This window comes from Coriobacteriia bacterium, assembly GCA_031292615.1.
In the GTDB taxonomy this organism is placed as follows: Bacteria; Actinomycetota; Coriobacteriia; order Anaerosomatales; family JAAXUF01; genus JARLGT01.
Map to the genome: position 1 here is coordinate 1 of JARLGT010000130.1, position 16,833 is coordinate 16,833.

The window sequence follows — 16,833 nt, forward strand, 5'->3', positions numbered from 1 at the left end:
CTCGGCGTCCACCACCTACACCGCACCGTTCCTCGTCTCCGGCGAGGGCACCAACACGATCCAGTACGCCTCCACCGACGGGGCCGGCAACGTGGAGGCCACCAAGACCGCACTGGTGCGCATCGACCGCGTCGCACCGACGGTGGGCGACAACGCCCCCGTCGGCTGGACCAACACCTTCCCGACGATCCTGCTGTCCTCGGCTGACTCCGGCTCGGGCACGGCGAGCATGCTCTACAGCACCGACCTGTCCGACCCGAGCCGGCCCTACACGCCGGCCGGCGTCGTGCCGTCCAGTGAGGGCACGACCACGCTGCGCTACAAGGCCATCGACGCGGTGGGCAATGTCTCGGCGACCGCCAGCGCCACCGTGCTCGTCGACCGGACGCCGCCAGTGACGAGCGACGACGCGACGTCTGGCTGGGTCACGGGGGCAAGAGGGCTTCACCTCAGGGCCAGCGATGCGCTCTCCGGCGTCGCCTTTACTGAGTGCTCTATCGACGGCGCACCGTTGACCACACAAGTCGGGCCTGTCTTTGTAGCCGGCGACGGTGCCCACAACGTGCGCTACCGGTCGACAGACGTTGCAGACAATGTCGAGCAGCTGCGCTCGACACAGGTGTATATCGACTCCACCCCGCCGAGCAGCTCGTGCAATGCGAGCGCGACATATACCACGACTGCGACGATCTCCATAGTGTCCACCGACGCGCTCTCAGGCGTCGCCAAGACCGAGTATGCACTCGACGATCAGGCATGGACTACCGGCTCAACGCTTACCACGAGTGCATTCGGCTCTCACATCCTGCACTACCGCGCGGTCGATGTGGCTGGCAACGTAGAGGCCACTGAGGCTGCTTCGTTCGCCATCTACACGACGAAGCGCTTCGAGAACACTGACCCTGGAATCACTTATCAGGGCGGTTGGACGACCAACCTGAGCAGCTCGCGGTCCGGTGGAGACTGGGCCTACACAAACATCGCTGGAACGTCGGCCTACATGACCTTCCGCGGCACGGCGATTCAACTCATCTCCTCCATAGGCTCCGGCTTCGGCATCGCAAAGGTGACGCTCGACGGAACCAACTCGACGCTGGTCGACTTCTACTCGCCCACCTCGAAGCATCAGCAAGTGTGCTGGACCGCGACCAAGCTGGCTGAGCGCAACCACACGCTCAAGATCGAGTGGACCGGTACGCACAACGCCGCCTCGACCAGCCCGGCGTTCGGCATCGATGCCTTCGATATCACGGGCTTGCCCGTCCCAGATGTGACCCCGCCAGTCACGACGTCTGACGCGAGCGGCGCGTGGCGCTCGACTCCCGCGACTGTGACACTCACCGCAACGGACACTGACACCTTCGTGCGCTCGACTCGCTACAGCATCAACGGATCGGCCGGCACTACCTACACGGCCCCATTCGCGGTCAGCAGTGAGGGCACCACCACAATCCAGTACGCATCAACTGACGGGGCTGGCAACGTCGAAGCGACGAAGACGGCTCTGGTTCGGATCGACCGCGTCGCGCCGGTCAGCTCTGTAGACGCCACCTCTGGATACGTCACCACGGCCACCATCAACATCACTCCGGTCGATGCTGGTTCGGGTACGGCCGCGTCGCAGTACAGCCTGGACGGATCGTCGTGGACCACGGGGTCTGTCGTGACCACCACCACGTCCGGAAGCCACACGCTGAACTACCGATCCATCGACAACCTTGGAAACACGGAGGCCACAAAGACCGCGGCATTTACCGTCTACTCAGTCTCTCGCTTTGAAAACACCGACCCGCGCATTTACTACCAAGGTGCCTGGTCCATCAACAGCAGCACGCTTAGGTCAGGCGGCGACTGGGCTTTCACCAACCTGTCTGGCACAGCTACGTACATGACGTTCCACGGAATGTCAGCATCACTGATCTCGTCCAAGGGCCCGGCGTATGGCATCGCCCGCGTTACTCTCGATAGCGCCGAGACCACGATGGTCGACTTCTACTCGTCCACGTCGAAGCATCAGCAAGTGGTGTGGGACTCGGGCATGCTGCAGAACGGTGATCACACGATCAAGGTCGAGTGGACGGGAACGCAGAATGTCCTATCATCGCGGCCGGACTTCGGCATCGACGCGTTCGACATCGCTGGCGCGCCCGTAGCCCACACGACTCCACCTGTCACCACGGCAACCTATCAGACGGCATGGCAGAAAGCTCCCGCAATCCTCAGCCTCAGCGCCACGGACACAGGCAACTTCGTGAGGGGCATCCGGTACGGAATCAACGGCAGCATCAACACCACCTATACGGCGCCTCTGTCCTTCACCGCCGACGGCCAGTACAACGTGTACTTCCGCGCCACCGACGGCGCTGGCAACGTTGAAGCCACCAAGACCGCGCTGGTGCGCGTCGACAACACACCCCCAGTAACGTCGACCAACGCCACAGGCGTCTTCAATGCCGTCGCACCGATTACGCTCACTGCCTCTGACAGCGCCTCCGGTGTGTCGTCGACCTCGTACTCCCTCGATGGCGGAGGCTGGAAGACCGGGACATCGCTCAGCGTCAACACCACAGGCACCCACACGCTTGCATACGCATCTGTCGACAAAGCGGGCAATGCCGAAGCGACCAAAACCGCCTCCTTCACGGTGGCCAGTCTCACACGCATTGAGAACACCGACCCCACCATAGTGTTCGTCGGCAGTTGGACAACGGCTCTCAGTTCGCTGCGCTCCGGAGGGAGCTGGGCGTACACGACTACCAACGGTTCCACTGCGACGCTGAAGTTCAGCGGCACATCCGTCGTTCTAATCACGACCACCGGCTCCTCATGGGGAATCGCAAGCATCACCGTCGACGGTGGAACGCCGTACCAGGTGGACCTGTACACAACGGCCAGCGCGCATCAGAAGGCGGTGTGGAGTCTCGTTGGTCTGACCAACGGTCCCCACACGGTCACTGTCGCCCAATCCGGGCTGAAGAATCCGCTCTCGTCCGGATACGGCATCGGAGTTGACGCGTTCGACATCTCCGGAACCACCTTGGCGCCCTAGCGGTCGCACCTGCCGACAGCGAAAAGCGAGACGCCCGCGAATCCTCGCGGGCGTCTCGTGTGTGCCATGTGGCTACGGCCTAGCCAGACGTCGCCGCCGCATACGCCGGGTCGGCCATCATCTCGCGCATCCAAGCGATCTCGCTCGCCACTCCTTCGCGCAACTGAACCATCGGTTCGTAGCCGAGCTCCTCGCGCGCACGGTCGAGCGAACCCCACGTGTCAGCCACATCGCCCGACTGCGATCCCGTGAACTTCAACTCCAGCGGCGAGCCGAGCTCCTCTCCTATCACGCCAAGTGTTTCGAGAAGTGTCACCCGATGACCTCCTGCAAGGTTGAAGAGAGTGCCTGACTTCGACTCTCCGGCGGCGATCAGCCCCTCGACAATGTCGCCCACAAACGTGAAGTCGCGCGTCTGGGTTCCGTCTCCGTACACGCCAATGGGCCTCCCCTCCAAACCCGCCTTGATAAAGCGGTGGAAGCCCATGTCCGGGCGTTGGCGTGGCCCGAAGACGGTGAAGAACCTCACCGAGACTGCCGGTAGTCCGAAATTCTCCCAGTACAGGTGACAAAGGTGCTCGGCAGCCAGCTTGGTTACGCCGTACGGCGAGAACGGCTGGCAGCGCGACTCCTCGCGCATCGGCAGGTCCAGCGTGTTGCCGTAGACGGACGAACTTGATGCGTACACCACCCGCTGCAGCTCCGCCTCTCGGCACGCCTCAAGAAGAAGCTGTGTCGCGTTGACGTTGTTCTCCGTGTACGTCCTGAACTCCGAGCCCCAGCTAGCACGGACGCCCGCTTGCGCCGCCAGGTGGAAGACGACATCGGCGCGTGCGAGTTCGCGCCTAATCAACTCGTTATCAGCGCCGCCCTCAAGATCCAGTAGAGAGATCTCGTGCAGCGTGTAGCCGGGGTTGCCCTGGGCCTGTACCACATTACGATTCTTGAAGAATCGCGGGTAGTAGTCCTCGAACGAGTCGATGCCAATCACGCGCCATCCTCGCTCCAGCAACGTGTCAGCGAGAGTCGATCCGATGAAACCGGCGGCGCCGGTGATGAAGGCTGTCTTCGTCATCCGAGTCCCTCCTTCGTGTTTGCGTCTGCCGTGTGTGTGCGAGCGGTCCGCTGGGCGACAGCTTCACGAGCCGCGAGCACTGCGAACCGGGAATTCCCGACGATGTAGCGCGAAGCGAGTCGGCGCGGCTCCTGAATCAGCCGGAAGAACCATTCGAGACCGCTTCTCTGCATCCAGATTGGGGCGCGCGGTGTCATTCCCGAGAGAACGTCGAAGCTGCCTCCCACTCCCATCGCAAAGACACGCCCCATCTCGGCAAGATGATCGCGCAAGAGAAGCTCCTTGCGGGGACTCGATATGCCGACGAACAGAACTCGCGCGCCTGACTGTGCAATTGCATCGGCAACCGCGGCGTCGTCTGTGAAGTAGCCGTTCCGATGTCCTGCGATTGTCAGCTTCGGGTAGCGCTCCTGGACTACGGTCACGAACCTTGTCAGAACGTCGTCGGTGGCTCCGAGAAAGTACACCGGCCACCCGGATTCCTCGCACACGCCGAGCAATGCCTGCATCAGATCGATGCCGGCAACCCGCTCTGGGACGGCAAGACCCGCTAGCCGACCGGCCCAGACTATCGACTGCCCGTCTGCGTGAATCACCTCGCAGCCAGCGACTGCGTCGCGCAGCTGTGGCTGGTCCTGCATCATGACGACCTTGCCGGCGTTGATCACGACGTGCTGGACGGGTCGCCGCTCGGCGATCAGCGCCGTGCAGTGCTCGACCGCCTGCGGAAACGTCTCAAGGTCAATGGGTACTCCGAAGAGCAATGATCGCTCGGTCAAGATGAACTCGCGTTTCTCATCAGATGGGCCTCAAGTGGCGGAAGCACGCCAGCTTCCGCCAACACAAGCGAGGAAAGTCCCAGCGCCCAATGCGCCTCGCCCCATCTTAGGAAGTGGCGCTTCCCGCCGATCAAGACGCCCGTCTGGTAACGCGTCTCGCCGGTGACATGGTCGCACAGATTGGTCTCGGACCAGAGCGCGACCCTGCCTGCAAGGCCGCCTGTATCAATGCCGACGGCCGTCATCCGAGCCGCCACATCGACCGCAGTCGCCGCACTGTGGATGTCGTATGGACGGTGGTGCTCGCGATGGTAGTAGGGCGTACCGTCCGCGCCGAAGAACTCGGCCGACCAGGTCCTGACACCTCTCTGGACAATCGTTCTGAGCTTCTCATCCCCAGTGGCAAGCCACAGGAGCATCACGCCATCCAATGGATACGCGGTGTGGAAGTTGTCCACCCACTCCAGACCATCTACTTGGCCGTAGGCCCAGAGTCCGTCGGCGCGCACCGCCTCCAGTGATACGGAGGCGCAGTGTAGTGCCTCGGCCACCCACTCATCCCTACCCGTGATGCGCCCAACCGAGGCCACAACTCCGGCGGCGAGCAGGTTCGCATTGTGGATGAGCGCCGAGGAACCTGGCGCGTACTGGAAGTAGTCACCAGTCGTGTTCGATACCCGCAGGTTTTCGAGCATGTACCTCGCGCCTTTGGTCGCCTCATCGAGCAGCGACTCATCCTCGGTCGCCAGACCAGCCTCGGCCAAGCCTCTCGTCACGAAGAGCGTAGCGATGATATTTGCCGAACCCTGAGGGTAGAACGCCCAGCGGGTCTGCACGTCGAACTCGTAGCCCCAACCACCGCTGGGATCGCGCGCAAGCGCCCGATCGCTCAGCAGGTCGTCTGCCGCTGCACGCACACCCGTGTTGTCTACGATATTTGCGCAGCGCAGCCGCGCGATGGCGCTCAGCCTGCATCCGAGTGTCTTGGCCATGCGGAATGGCTTGATTCCCAGAGGTGCAGACAGCGGGAGCAACCCCCTCTTTCTGAGCTGCACACAGAGTTGACGTGCACGAGCGTTCTTTCCGGCCGCCGCGCGAAGCCAGGGCGATCTCATCGCGTCGAACGGATCGTATCCGGGCCGCGCCAGCCGGGCGGCCGAGAGTGCGGCCTGGTCTGCCCAGGAACGACGCTCGTGCGATCTGTCAGCACCGAGTGCGCGTCGCGCCTCCGGATACAAGATCGCCGGCAACACAGCGCCCTCTGTTGCCTCGATCGATCTACCGACGAACTCGCGCTCGGCGGCAAGCAGAGCAAGCTTGCGGCCCATCCGCGCGCTCCGGGACACGCCGGCAACGAGACCGACGAGTTCCAGGATGCCAAGCTGCAACGACGCACCGACCCTCGCAACCTTGCTTGCGGTCCTCTCAGAGCGCCAGAGCGCGACGTACTGCACCCACGAAAGCCACGCCGCCGACAGAGCGATCGCGCTCGCATCGGTGGCGCTGCTCGACGTGCTGCTATCGTGAATGATGGCTAGGGCCGCGGTCGGTCGCACCGGAAACCCTCGCAGTAGGTACCGGCGGCTGAGATCCTGGTCTTCGTAGTAGAGGAAGTAGCGCTCGTCGAACCCACCGGCGCTGAGGAACTCCGACTTCTGGACAATCAGCGCCGCGCCCGAGACCCAGCCCTCTTGGCCGGACTGAACCGAACGCTGACGCGGGCGAAACCAGCGTGGCGTGACGTTGCCGACAGTGTGCTTTGCCAACTCTGGCAGCAAACGGCTGAAGGGTCGCACTACGCAGTGGCGCCCACCGTCGACGCCAACAAACACGGGTGCCACGATCCCCAGTGGCTCACAGCGAAGCGTCTCCTCCAGGTCCGCGCGCCCGCAACTGTCAACACGAGCGTCAGGATTCAGGAACAGGAGCGATTCATTCGTCGCGTGACGTGCGCCCAGATTGCAGGCGGCACCGAAGCCGATATTGCCCTGTCCGCTGATTGTGGTCACGGATGCCGACCGTGCGATCGTTAGGAGTTGGTCTTCCGACTTCTCCGACCCGTTGTCCACGACGATGACCTGGGCGTCGGGCAGCGCCTTGGAGACACTCGCCAAGCAGTCGCCAATCACTCTATCGGAGTGATAGGCGACCACAACCACTGAGAGTTGTATCGGGTCGACGCCGGCGTGCGCTATGGGGTCGGACATGAGAGCTCCTCGATCAAGTCCTCGTACGCCGAGACCATTGTCTCGACAGAGAACCGCGAAAGAGCGCGAGCGCGGCCCGCAAGCCCCATGCGACGGCGAAGTTCACGGTCACTGGCTAGACGAACAAGCGCCTCAGCCACCGCATGAACGTCGCCTGTCGGCACCAGAAGTCCGGTCTCCTGGTCAACAACGATCTCCTCGGTCCCGCCGGACCTGGTAGCCACGACTGGAAGGCCGCACCCCATGGCCTCGACGGCGACGAGGGAGAATGACTCACTGCCCGAGGTGGATGCAAGAATGTCTGGACTGCGCAGCAGTGCGGCCACTTCGTCTTGCTCTCCGAGAAACCGGACTCGCTCCGCAAGGCCAAGCTGCGCCACAAGCGCCTTCACGGCGTCAGAAGTCTCCCCCGCGCCCACAAACGTCGCATCCAGGTTGGCTCCGCGGCCCACAGCTTCCGCCAGCGCCTCAACCAAAACATCGTAGCGCTTCACCGGACGGAACCCCCCAACCGCGACAACATGCACCGACCCACGTTCGTCCGTAGCCGCACTGACAGTCTCCTTGGGCGAGAACAGGTTCAGATTCACGCCGTTCGGAATCAGCCGCATCCCGTCCACTGGAACTCCTGCCGCCAGCAGTCGCCCCTGCTGCGATTGGCTGACGCAGATCCAGACGTCGGTCGTTGAGTCCACGAGGCGATTCAGCCGGTTGTGCAGCCATCTCTTGGGGCTTCTCGCCGAGAACTCGTTCGAGTGCACCGCCTGAGCAATAACCCGGACGCCGGCGCGTCGAGCTGCGAGTCGGCCAACGACTCCCGCCGCGGTGCGCCCGTACTGGACCACGATGTTCGGTGCGAACTCTTGCAAAGCGTCGCCGAGCACACCTACAGCCCGAAGGTCACTGCCGCCGTGCCACAGACCGCTCTCGACCCTGACATCCGGGGGGACCAGGGGCAGGAGAGTGCCACTGCCCATGACAAACAACCCTACTTCGAATCGGTCGCGGTCTAACTTCTCCAGCAGAGTCAGCAACTGACGCTCGGCGCCACCCACGTTAAACGAGGCGATTATGAAGGCGACCCTGTTCACGTGGTCGCACCAGACTCGGAGGTCGCGAAGCGGGCGCCGAACGGCTCGTCGCACATGCTCTCAACGGCCGAGAGATACCTCGGGGCCGCAGCCTCTGGGCTGAAGCCCGCCACAACCGCTCGATTCGCTGTGCTCATTGCCGAGACCATTCCGTGGTCATTGACTAGTCGCTGGATCGCGGCCGCCACGGCAGACGAGTCCTTGGGAGGAACGAAGAGAGCGTTCTTCTCCTCCCCCAAGTGATCCCGTGCGCCCCTCTGCGGTGTAGTGATGACGGGAAGGCCGAACGACATTGCCTCAGAGAGGACTGTCGGGAAGCCCTCCGCCCAGTACGTCGGCAACACGAGGCACTGGGAACGAAGGTACACCTGCGCTAGCTTCTCGCGATTGAGCTGCCCGGCAAACTCGACGTCCCGTTCGACTCCGAGCTCGCGAGCACGGGTTCGAAGCCTGTCCTCGTCAGGCCCCGAGCCCACGATGCACAGCGTCGCCGAGACCCGATCGCGAAGCTGGGCAACCGCCTCGAGCGCCTCGTAGGCTCCCTTTTCCGGTATCAGGCGTCCCACGTAGACCAGAGCAATCCCGTCGCGTAGCTCGGCAGCCACTTCACGGCCAGCCGAGGCCTCGGCTTCGGGCCAAACGGCGAACGCGTTGTCGACCACGGCGACCCGGGTCCTAGGGAAGAACTCCTCCCACTTCGCGCGTTCATCGTTGGAAAGCAGCAACACGCCATCAACAAGCCGAGCAAGCACCGACGTCGCGTTCCCGAAGGTCGTGCCGGGAATCGCGCGCTCAATCTGGCTGCCGTGGAACTGAACGATGATGTTGGCTGCGCGTCGCCGGGCGCGCCACACTAGCGGTATATCCCGAGCCAAGGTCTTCCAGTCGTGGGCAGTCCTCACGACCAAGACTTCGGGCTCTTGCTGTGAAAGGTGCCGTAGGATCGCCCCTGTGTCGGCAAACCGTCCGCTCACCTTCTTGAGGAGCGACTCGCCGTCGGCGTGTCTCCCCCAACCCAGGATGGCGGTCTCGACGCCGGCCTTACGGAACTGCTCGGCAAGCAGCTCGGTATGGCCACGTATCGGGCCGGGCACCCCTGTGTGCGGCGCTGCAAACAGCAGCCTGGGAGCTGTCACGTTGAGGGGCTCCCCTGCATCTCGTCGGTCACAAACCCTTCGCTGCGGACTCGGCATAGAAGCCCTACCGCGCACGCTATCGCCATCAATCCTGGAAGCGTGGAGAAGTAGCCGAGGGTGGGGGCGGACACCAATCCGACCACGCAGATTCCCAAACAGCTCCACCCCACGACACGTACGACCGACTCAGGCCTGCGCATGGCCCGCACCGCCCCGACCCCAGCCAGCAAGCCAATGAGCAGCAGAGGCACCAGACCGAGCAGCCCGATGGGCAGCAGCACCGAGAGGATGCCCACGTCGGAGTTCCGAATCGTGCCGTCTGGGAGCCCAGCGAACCAGTGGTATTCGGGATGCTGCAATCCAATGCCAAGAATCCAGTTGTTGCCAAGCACGCGGAGCATCTCGGCGTACACAACAAGCCGGTATCCGACGTTACCGCCTGCCGCAGAAACGTCACTCGCCGCCGACGCGATGCGGCTCTGCACCGACACCCAAATGGAACTTCGGGAGAGCGAAGAGAAAGAGAGAGCGTAGCCGCCGACGACTAGCGCCGAGACTCCCACGAGAGCATTCCCGGTGCGCCCGACGCCCCACTTCACGGAGCCGGTCGCGAACGCGGCAATGCACCCGACGACCAGCGCCACACTGAGCGCCAAGTAGTTTGCGCGGGTGAGCTGCAGAATCTGCTCGAGCCCGATGACCGAAGCGGCGGCAGCGGACCACGCCCTCATGCGACCCGATCGCGCCCATAGCGCGAACCCAGTGGCCGCCAAGAAGCCTAGGACACTGGGCAGGTTCATGCTTGAATACAGCCTTGCGAACCCGAGCGCGTCAGTGATCCGCTTGGGGTGAGTAATCGAGGACGTGTCGATTCCCAGTCCGACTTGGATTGCGTGAGCCCCAGAGTAGATGACGGACGCGACAATGAGCGTACAGAGCAGGATTCTCACCTCGGTCGAGTCCCGGAAGACAAGCGCGACGACGACAATGAGCCAGATCGTCAGCAGGTCTCGCCCGAAAAGGATCGCCTTGAACACGGGGGTGCCCTGCGAGGCCCCGGTCGCCACACCGATCACCCACGCCACGGTAAACACGAGAAGCATGACGATCATCCAACGCGGAACCAGCCCCCTCAGGGCTCCAGGACGTTGAACAAGCTCATACATCCCGATGCCGAACAGCACGAGCAGTATGGGGTCCGTGTAGTTGAATGAGCCCGACAGGTTCAGCGCAGCCAGGTCGACAAATGGGATGCCATTGACTAGCGCTATGAGTAGCACCGCCGTGAAGACGACTCGAACTCTTCGCTGCGCGACAAGCAGAGGAGTCGCCAGCAACAGCGCAATGATCACCCCGACCGACGTCCCGCCGACAGCGACAGCGACTCCCAGAACCAGGCTCGCCACGATTACGAACGCCGGAAGGTATCTCGTCTGATTCAGACCGTCAGGCACCGACAACTCCTCGCCGCCGGAACAGCACCGACCTGAGCTGCGTCAGATTCAACAGAGCGCCGGCCGCGTATGCAACTGACGAAGCAGCAGCAGCGCCCATGCCGCCGTACTTGGGAGCCAAAGCGACCAGCAGGAGCATGTCGACTACCAGAGACACGCCGACGACGCGGCCGGCCAGCCACGGCCGACCCATTACGACGTTCACATAGCTGGTACTGACATAGCAGGTGCTGAACAGGACGAATCCCGGGATCAAGACCCACAACATGGGAACCGTTGCGGCGTACTTTGGCCCGAGCACGAATGGCACGACCACCCACGCGGCCGGAACAGCGATGACTCCCAGTCCGAGTGCGACCAGAAAGGCAACGCCCATGCCGCGTCGCAATAGGGAGTCCGGGTCTGCCTCAGGATCGCCGTACCTGCTCGTCAGTGCCTGGCCTAGAGCGGAGGGCGCCATCGCCAACGCAGAAACACCGAGTGCCGCCATCGAATACAGACCCACCTGAGCCGGTGGTGACCAAAGGCCGAGAAGGAAGACGTCCAGTCGCAGGTTCGCCAACCCCAACACGATGCCGGGAAACGCAGCCAACGATAGGTGCAAGAGTTCCCTTACATGCGACCTCGAAGGTCGCGCACCAACATGTGAGAGCAGCAGCAACGCCACCCAACCGACTAGCGCACCGGTTCCCTGCGCCGCAATCCAGATGGCTATCGCCACAGACGCAGTCGCCGCGCCCGAGCTTGCTGCAATCGTATACGCGACCACTTGGATCACGCCGGTCACCAACGCGTTGGCCACCGAAGTCCATAGCTCACCCGCGCCGATGGCCACACTTGTCTGGAACGTCGACAGAAGGGTCATGGCGATTGCAAGCGGCAGCCACGCCGAGACAACGACAAGATCGCTCGGTATCCAAGGCGCGATGGCCAGCCGCGCGGCAAACGCCACCACCCAAACCGCCACCACCATCGTCGCAGCAATCAGCGCAGCACCCCGCACGCCCAGAGCACGCCGAGCCACTAGCGCCGAGATGCCGACGCCGGCCCCGAGGCTCAAGACCGCAGCCCCGATGTAGCCACCGGATGTCAGCATGGATAGGACGCCTCGGCCAGCGGGCCCCAGCCAACGTGCCGTGATTGCCGCCGCCAGTATGGAAAGCCCGAGCTGGACTCCTTGGCCGCCGAACGAGAGCAGGGCGTTCGAACGCGTTCTCGACCAGACTCGTCGCCCTCGCGTTATCGCCACAGACCGACCACCTGGCTAGCCAATCCCCAGCCCATATACTGGTCCAGGAAGTAGAGAACAATCGCGAGGATGGCAATCACGAGCAAGAACGCCAGCACCCCCGTCAGGATCCGCCCAAGTGCCGAGGCGAAACGACGGCCGGCGCTCTGCTCGGGAGCCCACTCCGCTTGGCCACTTTGCTCGCCGTCGGAGCCTTCGGCCTTGCCCTTCTTGCCGCCTCGAAGCGCTCCGTCCGAGGCTTGACTGTAGTAGCTGGAGTAGTAGTAGGCATTGCCGTAGTAGCCGTAGCCACTCGTGCCGGCCTTGCTCTCGTCCAGCCCCCACACGACGACGCCGGTCGTGTGTGCGCCGACCTGTGCAAGAAGCTCCGTCGCCTTGCGCGCGGCATCTCTAGTGGTGACGCCCGCCTTCGAGACGAGAACGACGCCATCCGCCCAGCGAGCCACAGCCGCAGGATCGGCAACGGCCAGCAGCGGAGGACTGTCGATGATGACCCACTCGCCCCACTCGCCCAAAGCCTTGATGACCTCTTCCATCTTGGTTGAGCCCAGCAACTCCGAAGGATTAGGCGGCATCTTGCCTGCCGTCAGCACCAGCAGTTGCTCGTCGCCCGGACGCTGCAGCGCAGCCTTGAGCGAGTGCGTGCCGAGCAGGACCTCGGACAGGCCAACCATGTTGTTCACGTTGAAGAACTGCTGGGTAGTCGGCCGACGGAAATCGACTGAGACTAGGGTGACTCGCTTGCCGGCCTGTGCCAGCGCGGCCGCGAGGTTGGCCGCCACCGTGGACTTGCCCTCGTTGGGAGCCGCCGAGGTGACAAGCAATGTCTTCATGTCATGCTGGAAGTTCACGAACTCCAGCGAGTTGCGAAGTGCGCGGTACGCCTCAGACGTGGAGGAGCCTGGCGCCTCCACGATGGCTAGGCGCCGCTTCTCACCCTTCTCCAACTTGTCCACCGGAATCGTGCCGAGAACAGGGGCGCCGAAGTACTTCTCAACCTCGTCCGTTGACTTGAGCGTGTTGTCGAGATACTCGTAGAGAAACGCCATCCCAAGCCCGAACACGAGGCCTACCAGCAGTCCAATACCCGCGTCACGCGCGGGCTTGGGCGAGATGGCCCGGTCGTCTGGGACCGCAGGACTCACGACTCGGCCCGGACCGGTCTCGAGTTGTTTGTTAATCTCGAGCGTTTCTAGCTTCTCGGCGAGCGTCGAATAGGTGCCCGTGGCAATCTGAAGTTCAGCCGAGACGTCGCTCGTCTCTCCAGAGACATGGATCTTCTGCCCGAGCGCGAGAATCTCCGCTTTCGCCTCATCGAGCCGCTTCTGCACCTCATCCGCCGCCGTGGCGATGCTTGCGCGGTTGGCATCGCGCATCTCCATCACGTACTCGTTCGCCATCGCGTTGGCTATCTTGGCAGCCTGCTCAGGACTGGGATCATCCGCGCTGATCTCGATGAGGTTCGTCTGGCCGACGGCCTTGACGGAGACTCGCTTGAGCAGCTCTTCCGGTGTTGTCTGCAGACCAAGCGTCTTGATCGTCGCCTCAGCGATCGGGCGCATCTGCATGAGTTCGACTTGGGTAGCCATATCGCGCTCTGGCTGAGTAGACAGGTTAGGCAACGACGAGCCTAGCAACACGGCAGCGGTGTCCTTCTCGGATACGAGAACCTGAGCAGAGCCCTCGTACATCTTGGCCTGGAGGAGTGAGGCGGCCAGCGCCACCAGCGTCACGATTACAACCGCCTGCACGATGACCCACTTGCGAGCACGAATCACGTTGATATAGTCGCGAAGTTCCATGACCTACCCTTGCCACGATGGGACGACGATTGGGCATACGAGAAAGCCGGCGCACGGCGCCGGCCAGCACGTTGGAAAGGCGCGCATAGACAGGTTAACGCTTCTCGAAGCGGGCGACGAACCAATACGTGGTCGCCCCATCGGTCTTGGAGATGCACACGAGACGCCCCTCGGTCGCGGGTTCAGTCCCATCGGCCATCGACACGTCGACCGTGGCAGTCCTGGGCCCCATGGTCACGCTCTCGACCTTTACAGTCCGGTAGCCGCCGTCGACAAGTCCTTGGGTCAGCATCTCCTGCGTTGACGGCTCGGCCTGTTGCTGCGTGATCGTGGCAACCACGTTCGAGTCGAATCCCACCGTGCTGGCCGCAGATGGATTCGGCGCTTGGCCACCCGAACGCACGAGGCTGAAGAAGTACCACGTGCCGTTGTACTTCCTCAGGCTGACCGTTCCCTTGATTGTCGAGCCGTCTTTGAATGTGGCGGTCAGCGGCAGAGTTGCCGACGCATCCGCGTTGTGGGCGATTCCCGTCTCAAACGAGACGATGCGACCGTCGACAAGGGCAGCGAGGGGTTCGTGCGAATCGATCTGCTCGGCAAACATGCGCTGCTGCGCCTCTGGAGGCAGATTGCCCGCGCTGGGGGTAGCGACCGCTGCAGGTGCAGGTGCTGCGGGCTTCGGTGCGGCCGGCTGACCGCCTGAAGGGGTCGAGACGAACGAGCTGAGAAGGCCGCCGAGCTGCCCGATTGCGCTGGTGCCGCCCGCGTACCAAACCGCCGCGGCCAGTAGGACCGCCGCCAACAGGACGACGAGAAGCCCAGCTAGCAGTCCGCCTCGGCGCTTCGGCGTGCCTGTGCTCGGTGTCGGCTGGAATGGCTGTGTCTGCGAATCCGACATCTATTGCCCCTCATTACCTGCAATAACAGGCTGCATGCATCAAGACTCGCGCCGAGATGCCCACGCGTGCATTCTAGCATTCGCAGGCGCGCCAATACTCCAAAGACGCCTGCATAGGGTGTATCGGCTAGACGTTGACGAATCCTGAGCAGTCCGCCCTATTGGGGCGTGCTACGACGCGCCGTGCCCAGGCCGCCTAGCCATGCAGCAAGCGTCGTTCTGTCGAGGCTGCTCTTGAGCGCATCGACGTCCTGCGGGCGGGCGCGGCTCAGCTGCCCCGCGAGCACATCGCCTATCCGAGAACGAACCAGCCCGCTGTTGAGGGTCGAAAGATAGCTCGCACCGTTGAGCAACGCGCCGGTCTGAGTGGCGGGAACGGACGCCGGACCTTGCTCGAAGACGGTCAGCTGGGCGCCGTCAAAGACCTCCATGTGCGCGGGGAGTTCAATGCTGATGGGCGTCGAACCCGCAAGCTGGTCCCAACCAGTCTGATCGACAACGACCCACGCTGAGACCGGAGTGGGATGCCCCGCCGAATACGCACTCGCGAGCGCGTCTCCACCGCCGAATACATACGCATCGGCGAGAGTGCCACCACTGGTGCCACTGACCACGGCCGGAAGCGTCGGCAAGACAGAAGCGATAGACCAGCCGCTCTGCGTACGCGTGTACACGTCCAAGACGCGAGGCACTTGCACGCCGGACTCGTCGGGAAGCACGAGCGCGACGAGCACAGGACCTTGAGCCGCGGTCTGGGGCGACTTGGGCAACGAGACCACGCCGGTCGCAAGAAGCACCGCCGCAACCGCGACGGTGAAGACGGCGAGCCCAGCCCCGATGAGCGCTACGCGTGTAGTAGACAAGGCTCAACGCCCCCCCGAAAGGTACGCCAGGATACCGTCGGCAATGCCCTGAGCGACTCGGTCTTGATAGCTGGAGCTCGATAGCAGGCGGTCTTCCACCTGATTGGACTGCGAGCCCGCTTGCACCGAGATGACTGGAACCGTCGACCAGTTGAACCCCGTGATGTCGTCGCGCGCTGCAACACCGTCGTCGCTGGCTCCAGTCGCTTCCACCAAATGCTGCTGAACGGTTAGCGCCGCCCTACGGCTCGAGGCGAAGATCGACTTGGTCCACAGATCCGACGCCGGATACAGCACCGACACACCGGTGTACTTCGGATCGACGTTGGCATCAGCGTGAATGCGGACAAACAGGCTCGCCTTTGCTGCGTTCGCGATCTGCGCCCGCTGCGCGTTCGAGATATCGACATCGTTGGTCGTGCGTGTCATTACCACCCGCACCCCGGCGGCCTTCAGTCGATCCTGCAGGTTCGTGGCGATCTCGAGATCGATCTCGTACTCGGGCACGCCGGACAGCGCCCCTGTCGTACCGACCGTCATGCGCGGCTTCGTCTCCAAGGATCCTGGGCCGATTGGCTCAAGATTGCCGTTGGCCCTTGACTGGTGTCCGGGGTCGATCACCACGACAGGCTTGCCGGAAGCGCGCAACTTCTGGCTCTTGCTGACCGATTTCGGCGCGAGCACCGGGACGGTGATGACGACGATCGAGTCTGCGGCGGTCACTGTTCCAGCGGTTGGCTGCTCCCTCAAGACCACGACGTCGGCCTTGTTTGTCGCCGTACCTTCGGTGCTGACCTTCATCTGCAGCCCAGCGGCCCTCAGGACCGATGCCGCCTGTTGGACTGCCATACCACTGAGATCCGGAACCTCGATACGGCTCGTCGCAGCGGCTACGCTCGTGGCCTGAGCGCTCACGGCGACAGGTCGCAGCGCGATCGCGCGTGCCGCGGTCGAGGGCGCCTCGGCGGTCCTACCGGAGCCACGTGTGGCCGAGAACCATATGCCTGCCACCAACGCGACAACGCAAAGGGCCCCCACGCCGACGTAGAGCGCCAGCTTGCGGCGCCGAGATGCACGCCGCGCATGACGCGCGGTACGGCTCTCTGTCAGCCCCTCAGGCTCCCTCACGACCGATCCTTCCTGGTGGGCCCGGGAGGGCTAGAAACAGCAACCCCCGGGTTTTGTGTTACCACGTCCCCCCCTGAGCTTCGGGGCGGGTGGGGGGTGTGC

The 16,833-nt window shown here is 63.3% G+C and carries 12 protein-coding genes; 1 reads left to right on the forward strand and 11 read right to left on the reverse strand.

What is annotated here, in order from left to right; genetic code table 11:
- On the forward strand, window positions 1–3,049 hold a 3,049-nt coding region (locus tag P4L93_12140; protein MDR3687692.1), incomplete at its 5' end, for a chitobiase/beta-hexosaminidase C-terminal domain-containing protein.
- A gap of 79 nt (window positions 3,050–3,128) precedes the next feature.
- Here P4L93_12140 and P4L93_12145 read toward each other — a convergent pair.
- The 11 genes from P4L93_12145 to P4L93_12195 all read right to left on the reverse strand — a co-directional run bounded on the left by P4L93_12145 (window position 3,129) and on the right by P4L93_12195 (window position 16,731).
- Window positions 3,129–4,124, reverse strand: a complete 996-nt coding sequence (locus P4L93_12145) for a GDP-mannose 4,6-dehydratase (GenBank protein ID MDR3687693.1) — start codon at window positions 4,122–4,124, stop codon at window positions 3,129–3,131.
- On the reverse strand, window positions 4,121–4,903 hold the full coding sequence (locus P4L93_12150) for a WecB/TagA/CpsF family glycosyltransferase (protein MDR3687694.1): 783 nt from the start codon (window positions 4,901–4,903) through the stop codon (window positions 4,121–4,123). Before P4L93_12150 ends, P4L93_12145 begins: the two co-directional genes overlap by 4 nt.
- Window positions 4,900–7,110 (reverse strand): glycosyltransferase family 2 protein, encoded by a 2,211-nt coding sequence (locus P4L93_12155; GenBank protein MDR3687695.1) that lies wholly within the window; start codon window positions 7,108–7,110, stop codon window positions 4,900–4,902. Before P4L93_12155 ends, P4L93_12150 begins: the two co-directional genes overlap by 4 nt.
- On the reverse strand, window positions 7,095–8,201 hold the full coding sequence (locus P4L93_12160; GenBank protein MDR3687696.1) for a glycosyltransferase: 1,107 nt from the start codon (window positions 8,199–8,201) through the stop codon (window positions 7,095–7,097). Before P4L93_12160 ends, P4L93_12155 begins: the two co-directional genes overlap by 16 nt.
- On the reverse strand, window positions 8,198–9,337 hold the full coding sequence (locus P4L93_12165) for a glycosyltransferase (GenBank protein MDR3687697.1): 1,140 nt from the start codon (window positions 9,335–9,337) through the stop codon (window positions 8,198–8,200). Before P4L93_12165 ends, P4L93_12160 begins: the two co-directional genes overlap by 4 nt.
- Entirely contained in the window at window positions 9,334–10,791 is a 1,458-nt protein-coding gene (locus P4L93_12170) for a hypothetical protein (protein MDR3687698.1), read from the reverse strand. Before P4L93_12170 ends, P4L93_12165 begins: the two co-directional genes overlap by 4 nt.
- Window positions 10,784–11,887: a polysaccharide biosynthesis C-terminal domain-containing protein gene (locus P4L93_12175; GenBank protein MDR3687699.1), complete on the reverse strand. Its 1,104-nt coding sequence runs from the start codon at window positions 11,885–11,887 to the stop codon at window positions 10,784–10,786. Before P4L93_12175 ends, P4L93_12170 begins: the two co-directional genes overlap by 8 nt.
- 143 nt (window positions 11,888–12,030) lie before the next feature.
- Window positions 12,031–13,842: a polysaccharide biosynthesis tyrosine autokinase gene (locus P4L93_12180; protein MDR3687700.1), complete on the reverse strand. Its 1,812-nt coding sequence runs from the start codon at window positions 13,840–13,842 to the stop codon at window positions 12,031–12,033.
- A gap of 94 nt (window positions 13,843–13,936) precedes the next feature.
- Window positions 13,937–14,740, reverse strand: a complete 804-nt coding sequence (locus tag P4L93_12185; protein ID MDR3687701.1) for a hypothetical protein — start codon at window positions 14,738–14,740, stop codon at window positions 13,937–13,939.
- Between the two features lie 158 nt (window positions 14,741–14,898).
- Window positions 14,899–15,603 (reverse strand): hypothetical protein, encoded by a 705-nt coding sequence (locus tag P4L93_12190; protein MDR3687702.1) that lies wholly within the window; start codon window positions 15,601–15,603, stop codon window positions 14,899–14,901.
- Between the two features lie 3 nt (window positions 15,604–15,606).
- Window positions 15,607–16,731: an N-acetylmuramoyl-L-alanine amidase gene (locus P4L93_12195; GenBank protein ID MDR3687703.1), complete on the reverse strand. Its 1,125-nt coding sequence runs from the start codon at window positions 16,729–16,731 to the stop codon at window positions 15,607–15,609.
- Between the last annotated feature and the right edge of the window lie 102 nt (window positions 16,732–16,833).

Coding starts and splice junctions, on each gene's coding strand:
- P4L93_12155 (MDR3687695.1), bottom strand. CDS start 7,110: ATGTCCGACCCCATAGCGCACGCCGGCGTCGACCCGATACAACTCTCA.
- P4L93_12145 (MDR3687693.1), bottom strand. CDS start 4,124: ATGACGAAGACAGCCTTCATCACCGGCGCCGCCGGTTTCATCGGATCG.
- P4L93_12175 (MDR3687699.1), bottom strand. CDS start 11,887: ATGCTGACATCCGGTGGCTACATCGGGGCTGCGGTCTTGAGCCTCGGG.
- P4L93_12180 (MDR3687700.1), bottom strand. CDS start 13,842: ATGGAACTTCGCGACTATATCAACGTGATTCGTGCTCGCAAGTGGGTC.
- P4L93_12185 (MDR3687701.1), bottom strand. CDS start 14,740: ATGTCGGATTCGCAGACACAGCCATTCCAGCCGACACCGAGCACAGGC.